At 46.3% G+C, this 6367-nt stretch carries 7 protein-coding genes; 5 read left to right on the top strand and 2 right to left on the bottom strand.

Features of this window, described 5'->3' with window-relative positions:
* Positions 1–31 precede the first annotated feature (31 nt).
* A complete protein-coding gene (locus L5L77_RS17205; RefSeq protein ID WP_113941155.1) occupies positions 32–415 on the top strand; it encodes an MAPEG family protein in 384 nt (127 codons plus the stop codon).
* 9 nt (positions 416–424) lie between these two features.
* On the opposite strand, the gene L5L77_RS17210 is transcribed toward L5L77_RS17205, so the two are convergent.
* Positions 425–1888 carry a PLP-dependent aminotransferase family protein gene (locus tag L5L77_RS17210; RefSeq protein WP_263207289.1) on the bottom strand — a complete coding sequence of 488 codons (1464 nt, stop codon included), beginning with the start codon at positions 1886–1888 and terminating at the stop codon, positions 425–427.
* Between the two features lie 117 nt (positions 1889–2005).
* Between L5L77_RS17210 and L5L77_RS17215 the strand changes: the two genes are divergently transcribed.
* Positions 2006–2464 (top strand): GNAT family N-acetyltransferase, encoded by a 459-nt coding sequence (locus L5L77_RS17215; protein WP_028759274.1) that lies wholly within the window; start codon positions 2006–2008, stop codon positions 2462–2464.
* Positions 2465–2592: 128 nt separating this feature from the next.
* Here L5L77_RS17215 and L5L77_RS17220 read toward each other — a convergent pair whose 3' ends face one another.
* Positions 2593–3660 carry a tartrate dehydrogenase gene (locus tag L5L77_RS17220; protein ID WP_263207291.1) on the bottom strand — a complete coding sequence of 356 codons (1068 nt, stop codon included), beginning with the start codon at positions 3658–3660 and terminating at the stop codon, positions 2593–2595.
* A gap of 96 nt (positions 3661–3756) precedes the next feature.
* Between L5L77_RS17220 and L5L77_RS17225 the strand changes: the two genes are divergently transcribed.
* The 3 genes from L5L77_RS17225 to L5L77_RS17235 all read left to right on the top strand — a co-directional run.
* Positions 3757–4671 (top strand): LysR family transcriptional regulator, encoded by a 915-nt coding sequence (locus L5L77_RS17225; protein WP_263207293.1) that lies wholly within the window; start codon positions 3757–3759, stop codon positions 4669–4671.
* A gap of 264 nt (positions 4672–4935) precedes the next feature.
* Complete coding sequence (locus tag L5L77_RS17230; protein ID WP_263193333.1) at positions 4936–6015, top strand: glucosaminidase domain-containing protein; 1080 nt, start codon at positions 4936–4938, stop codon at positions 6013–6015.
* A 77-nt stretch (positions 6016–6092) separates the two neighbouring features.
* Positions 6093–6367 (top strand): transposase (locus L5L77_RS17235; protein ID WP_263180491.1); only part of this gene is annotated, 275 nt, incomplete at its 3' end.

Raw genomic sequence — 6367 nt, forward strand, 5'->3', positions numbered from 1 at the left:
CTCAAAACAACAATCAAAGGAAGATTACCCCATGAATACCTTACTTATTTGCTTATTTGTCGCCATGTTATTGCCATATCTTGCGAAAGGTCCAGTGGCTTGGGCGATGGCAAAGGCGGGTGGTTACGATAATAATCATCCCCGTGCTCAGCAGGCGCAGCTCACTGGTTTTGGCGCTCGCGCTTTAGCGGGACATCAAAATGCCTTTGAATCATTGCTGGTGTTTGGCCTAGCCGTATTAGTGGTTATCGCCACGGGCAAAGTGAATCCCACCACTGAGTGGCTCGCAATCGTCCATGTAGGCGCCCGCTTTGTGTATCACATCCTCTATCTTGCCAACAAAGGCACCTTAAGATCCCTCACATGGTTTGTTGCCATCTTCAGTGCTTTCGGGATTTTCTTTCAGGCTTTTTAAGCTTGGATATTAAAGGATCTGCGCCAGTTTTTTGATACTTTCCCGCAACTCATCACGCGTATGAGCGGCATAGCCCAGTAAGATTGCTTGCCTTGGATAGGGCGCTTGGCAATATCGAGACAAAGGCTGTGCACCTAAACTGAGTTGGCGGCATTTATTGATCACTTCCTCTTCGGTTAAGTTGCCTTTTAGCCAACATACGAGGTGAATACCTGAGTCAGAGGTTTGAACGGACAATTTGTCGGGCAGATACTGCTCAATTGCCGCGATTAACGCCGTTTGGCGTGCTAAGCTGGCTTTTCTCACTCGGCGAACATGCCGCGAGTAATGTCCTTCGGCGATAAACAACGCTAATGTTGCTTGCTCTAGGTGAGCCGTGTGCGTATCGGCATAATATTTTGCCAACTGGAAAGCCTGTATCAGTTTAGGGGGCACCACCAAAAAGCCGAGTCGCAATTCGGGCAGCAGCATCTTGGAAAAGGTGCCAGCGTAGATCACCCTTTGATGTTTATCGAGCCCCTGTAATGCCTGTATCGGACGGGCGCTATAACGAAACTCGCTATTATAGTCATCTTCTAAAATCCATTTACTCTGCTCAGCGGCCCAATCGAGTAAGGCCAATCGTCGTGGCAGACTTAGCATACCGCCGAGGGGAAATTGGTGTGAGGGCGCGGTAAAAGCCAGTTTCACTGCGGGCCACCGCTGTATCGCATCGGCAATATTTGTGCCCTCATCATCAACACTCACAGGACGAACTTGCATATTTTGCGAGAGAAAAGCGCCTAAAGCCCCGTCATACCCAGGTTCATCAAGCCAGACTTCATCTCCCTGTTGGAGTAGTACCTGCGCTGTGAGGTTAATGGCCTGCTGAGTTCCATTGACTATGATGATCTGCTCAGGTGTGCAATTGAGGCCGCGGGTCGAACGCGCATAGTCACTTATCGTCTCACGCAGCGGCAAATACCCCGCGCTATGGTTTGATTTACCTAAGGTTTTACGCGATTGCCGCCAAACTCGGCCTAACAGCCGTCCCCAAAGTTGGTGCGGGAAAAGATCAATACATCCGACGCCAATATTAAACATGCTATGGCTGTGGTCCGTATTTCCCTTCGCTTTCAGTCGCGCCATTTCTATTAACTGTGGATTAATTTCTAATTCGGAATCAGTGGCTTGAGCGCTTTCTATGGCACGGTTTGGAATATCGATCAATTCATCGGGAATGGTATCTGACACATAAGTGCCCGATCCCGGTTTAGTCAGCAGATAGCCTTCATCAATCAGGCGCTCAAACCCTTGCAGTACTGAGTTACGTGAAATCTGCATGGTTTCCGACAAGGCTCTGCTGGATGGGAGCTTCATTCGCGGGTGTAAACGTCCATCAAGAATGGCCTCTCTAAACGCATGATAAAGCTGATCTTTGAGGATGCCATCTTTGAGTTGCAAGTGAGGGAAATTGGATTGAGGTTTTTTCATTTGCTAACTGGTACTGTAAAAAATGCAAAAAGTGTACCTTATGCGGTACCACAATTGAATCTAGAATCTTGCTTCAGTAAAACTGAGACCATTTACTTAATTTCAAGGAGTGCGCTAATGTCCAGCCAGTCACTAACAGTAACCATTGATATGGTTAAAGAAACAGACTATTCACTCTGGTTACCACACTGGCGTGATTACCAGACTTTTTATAAAGTGGCGTTATCGGAAGCGACCACCCAAGCCACGTGGCGCCGATTCTTCGATGACCAAGAACCTATTTATTGCGCCGTCGCAAGAGAGGGCCAAAACTTACTCGGTTTTGTACACTATGTTTTTCATCGTTCTACTTGGGCCGAAACGGATTATTGTTATCTTGAAGACTTGTTTGTTGCCCCAACGGCAAGGGGTCAACATGTTGGAAAACAATTGATTGAGTATGTAAAGCAAGCGGCCATTGAACACAACTGCGCGCGCCTGTACTGGCATACACAGGAAACAAATTTAACCGCGCAAAAACTCTATAACTGGATTGGTGAAAAACCGGGCGTTATTGAGTACAGAATGCCGCTGTAAGGAAGGGCCTTTAATTAACGCATTAACTGGTTAGCTTATTGATGCGTTTATTATCAGCGTCTTGATAGTCTAAAATCCTTTCAATCCTAATGCTAAAGGGCTTTTAGCATTAGGTTTTAATGCACGTTTTAATTGCGACTAATCGCAGCGATCACTGCATCGGTCAGCTCCCGAGTATTCGCCGTTCCGCCCATATCGCGGGTTAAAGACTGCTTACCTTTCAATACGTTTTCTATCGCGCTGAGTATCAGGTCGTGCATTGCGCTATAACCTAAATGTTGCATCATCATAGCGCCAGCCCAAATTGTGCCTAAAGGATTGGCAATACCTTGGCCTGCAATATCCGGCGCCGAACCATGTACCGGCTCAAACATCGACGGAAATTCCTTGCTTGGATTGATGTTCGCCGAAGGGGCAATGGCGATAGTGCCAGTGCACGCAGGGCCAAGATCAGACAGGATATCGCCAAACAAATTTGAGCCAACAACCACGTCAAAATGCTCGGGTTGCAGCACGAAATTTGCCGTCAGAATATCGATATGATATTGGTCGACCTTAACATTGGGATACTGTTTTGCCATTTCCCCGACGCGACTATCCCAATAGGGCATAGAGTGAAATATGCCATTGGATTTGGTCGCCGAGGTTAAGTGCTTTGCTTTGCGGCTTTGGGCTAAATCGAAGGCATATTTTAAGATGCGGTCTGTTCCACGACGGGTAAAAATGCTCTGCTGGGAGACAATCTCATGTTCAGTACCTTCATATTGAATGCCGCCGACGGCGGAATATTCGCCTTCCACGTTTTCACGTACTACATAAAAATCGATATCGCCGGGCTTTTTACCCGCGAGTGGGCAGGGCACGCCTTCAAATAACCGAATAGGCCTAAGGTTCACGTATTGCTCAAAGGCTCTGCGGATCGGTAGTAGCAATCCCCAGAGTGAAATATGGTCGGGAACTCCTGGAAATCCAACAGCGCCTAAGTAGATGGCATCAAAGGATTTTAGTTGCTTAAGTCCATCCTCTGGCATCATGCGACCGGTTTTATGGTAGGTTTCACAGGACCAGTCGAAGTAGGTCCACTCAAACACCACACCTAAGATTTTTCCTGCGGCTTCGAGTGTGCGTATCCCTTCGGGGATCACTTCTGTACCTATGCCATCTCCGGCAATTACGGCGATTTTTACCTTAGACATCTTTGACTCCAATAGGGGATTCTGCGTTTTTAGTATGTTATTCCATATTCGTATCGTGTATGAATAGGCTAAATGTTTTGTTAAGGATTACGAATCGTGAGTCAACTGCCGCCACTTGAAGATTTACGGGTCTTTGTTATCGCCGCAACAAGCGGGGGATTTACAGCCGCTGCGGAGCAATTATCTTTTTCTCCAGCGTATGTGAGTAAACGCATTGGCCTATTAGAAAAAGCGCTCGGAGTGCGTTTGTTTCTGCGCTCTGCCAGACGTGTCAGCCTCACCTTAGAGGGCAAGATTGCCTTGGAATGGTCCGAACGTTTGCTCGATACCATGGAGCAAATGAGCCTTGAAATTAGCTTAGAGCAGCAAGTGCCACGGGGGCGATTACGTATTGCAACTAGCACAGGATTTGGCAGCCACTGTATTGCGCCGATTATTTCAGACCTCGTATTCCACTATCCCGAATTAGAAGTTGATTTAGAGTTGCTCGACCGTCCGGTCGATCTGGTCTCTGAAGGTTTTGATCTGGAGATCCGTGTCGGTGGCGAATTGCCACCGCAAATGATAGCTAAGCGTCTTGCGAGTAATTATCGGGTATTGGCGGCATCGCCGACCTATATCGACACGCATGGCATGCCAAACAATCTCGCGGCATTAGCCGAGCATAAGTGCATAGGGATCCGCGAGCGCGATCAAAACCATAGAGTGTGGCGATTGGAAAGTGCGGCTGGCATAGCCTCGGTTGATTTAGCGGCTTCCTTGATGACCAACAATGGCACAGTCGCTAAGCAGTGGTGTCTTAAAGGCCACGGTATTATGTTGCGCTCCATCTGGGATTTACAGCAAGATTTCTTAAGTGGCACATTAGTCAGAGTACTCCCCGAGTATCATCAATCCGCTGAAATTCATGTAATTTATGCCTCACGATTAGAAACGTCTGCCAAACTTCGCACCTGCGTCGCCTATCTTGAAGAGGCATTACCTCGTTTTGCTGGCACTGGAATAAGTTGATTTTATTTCGCCAATCTCTATTGGCGAGTGAACACTCGCTATTTTCATATTGAGTTTAAATAAATCAAGGTGTTGGATTTAATTGCTGACATTGGGTCAAGAGGCGGCCAAGAAGGCGTTCGTCCTATTCTCCTTAATAAAATGATCGTAATAGGTCATTTTGTATATCTATTAAGCAAACTGTCAGGTTTTTACTGTTACCTTACGCCCCCGATGTATTGGCTAATCCCATTGCTACCGTTTTACCTCAGTTAAAGAGATACCATGTTTATAAAGTTTAAGCTTCCCGTTACTATGCTCGCACTCATTGCTTTGTCTGTTTTATGCTCTTCGGTGTATGTGCAAGAAACGCTAGCGACTAAGCTGATTTCAAATAGGCTGCCAGTTGATGCTCTTGATTTTCAGTCACGGACGGCTTCCAATCCTTTAGTTGCCAGTCAGAGTGCTCTGCATCATATGCAGAGTTTGCCAAAACTGATGACGACTTCCTTGGTGCAAGCGAATCAAGGTGCTGTTGCAAATCCAACGGTTGCTGAACATTTCTCATCCCCCAAAATACTTGAGCAGTCATCCTTCGACAATCCAGAGACTAAACAACTGAGTCTGAATATCAGTTCTCTCGATGAACTCATGGGCTTGTTTGACTCGCTTGATTACACGCCAGAAAGTTTTCGTGATGGTAATAAATCGGTCCCTAGATTGACCTTTGATGCCGTGGGAGAGGGCTGGAGTTCAGTGTCAAGCCAACTCCCGGTGAAGCAAAAGAAAATGGTGTTTCTTAGAATGATTGCCCCTTTAGTCTTATTGGCGAATGAGAAAATTTTACAAGAAAGACAGGTCATTATGTCTGCCCCCCTTGATGATATTGCGTTATTAGCCTTAGGGGTAAAGTACAAAGTAATAAGCAGTGAAGATAAACCGCTGTTAGAAGCCCAAAGACAAATGCTACTTGAAAGGGTGGATATCCTGCCACCATCGTTAGTGTTAGCTCAAGCGGCAAAAGAAAGCGGTTGGGGCACATCGCGATTTGCCCGTGAAGGTAATGCATTATTTGGGCAGTGGGATTTCAAGGGTAATGGTATGGAACCTAGGCAAAAGCGCCAAGGTTTAGGCAATTATGGTTTAGCACGATTCGATACACCATTTGCTTCGGTGGAAGGGTATTTGTTGAATTTGAATACCCATAATGCTTATCAGAAGATGCGAGATTTTCGTGCCCAATCAAGACAAGCTAATCAAGCTGTGACAGGCTCTGCACTCGCAGGGACGTTAGACCGATATTCGGAGCGTGGGCACGCCTATGTTGAGGCGATTCGTCAGATGATCCGTACTAGGGTCTGTTGATCTTTCGAGAGTRATTTTTAGACAGCATGGCAAGACGTTATAATTTGCTTCGCCAAAAGTAACCATAACCTCAAGCCATGCCAAGACTTATGCTAACCGATGMACGCTGGGAAAAGCTATTTCATTTAATGAAAAGCACAGGCCGTGTTTATGACAAACCTGAACATAGACAAACATTCGAAGGTATTCTTTACCGCCTTAGAACAGGTATCCCTTGGCGAGATTTACCTAAAGAGTTCGGTCATTGGAGCACGGTCTTTAGACGGTTTCATTTATGGTCTAAGAAAGGCGTTCTAGCACATTTATTCAAGGCCTTAGCCAACCTTGCTGATATAGAATGGGTCTTTATTGA

The sequence above is a fragment of the Shewanella sp. SM29 genome, assembly GCF_025654245.1.
In the GTDB taxonomy this organism is placed as follows: domain Bacteria; phylum Pseudomonadota; class Gammaproteobacteria; order Enterobacterales; family Shewanellaceae; genus Shewanella; species Shewanella oncorhynchi.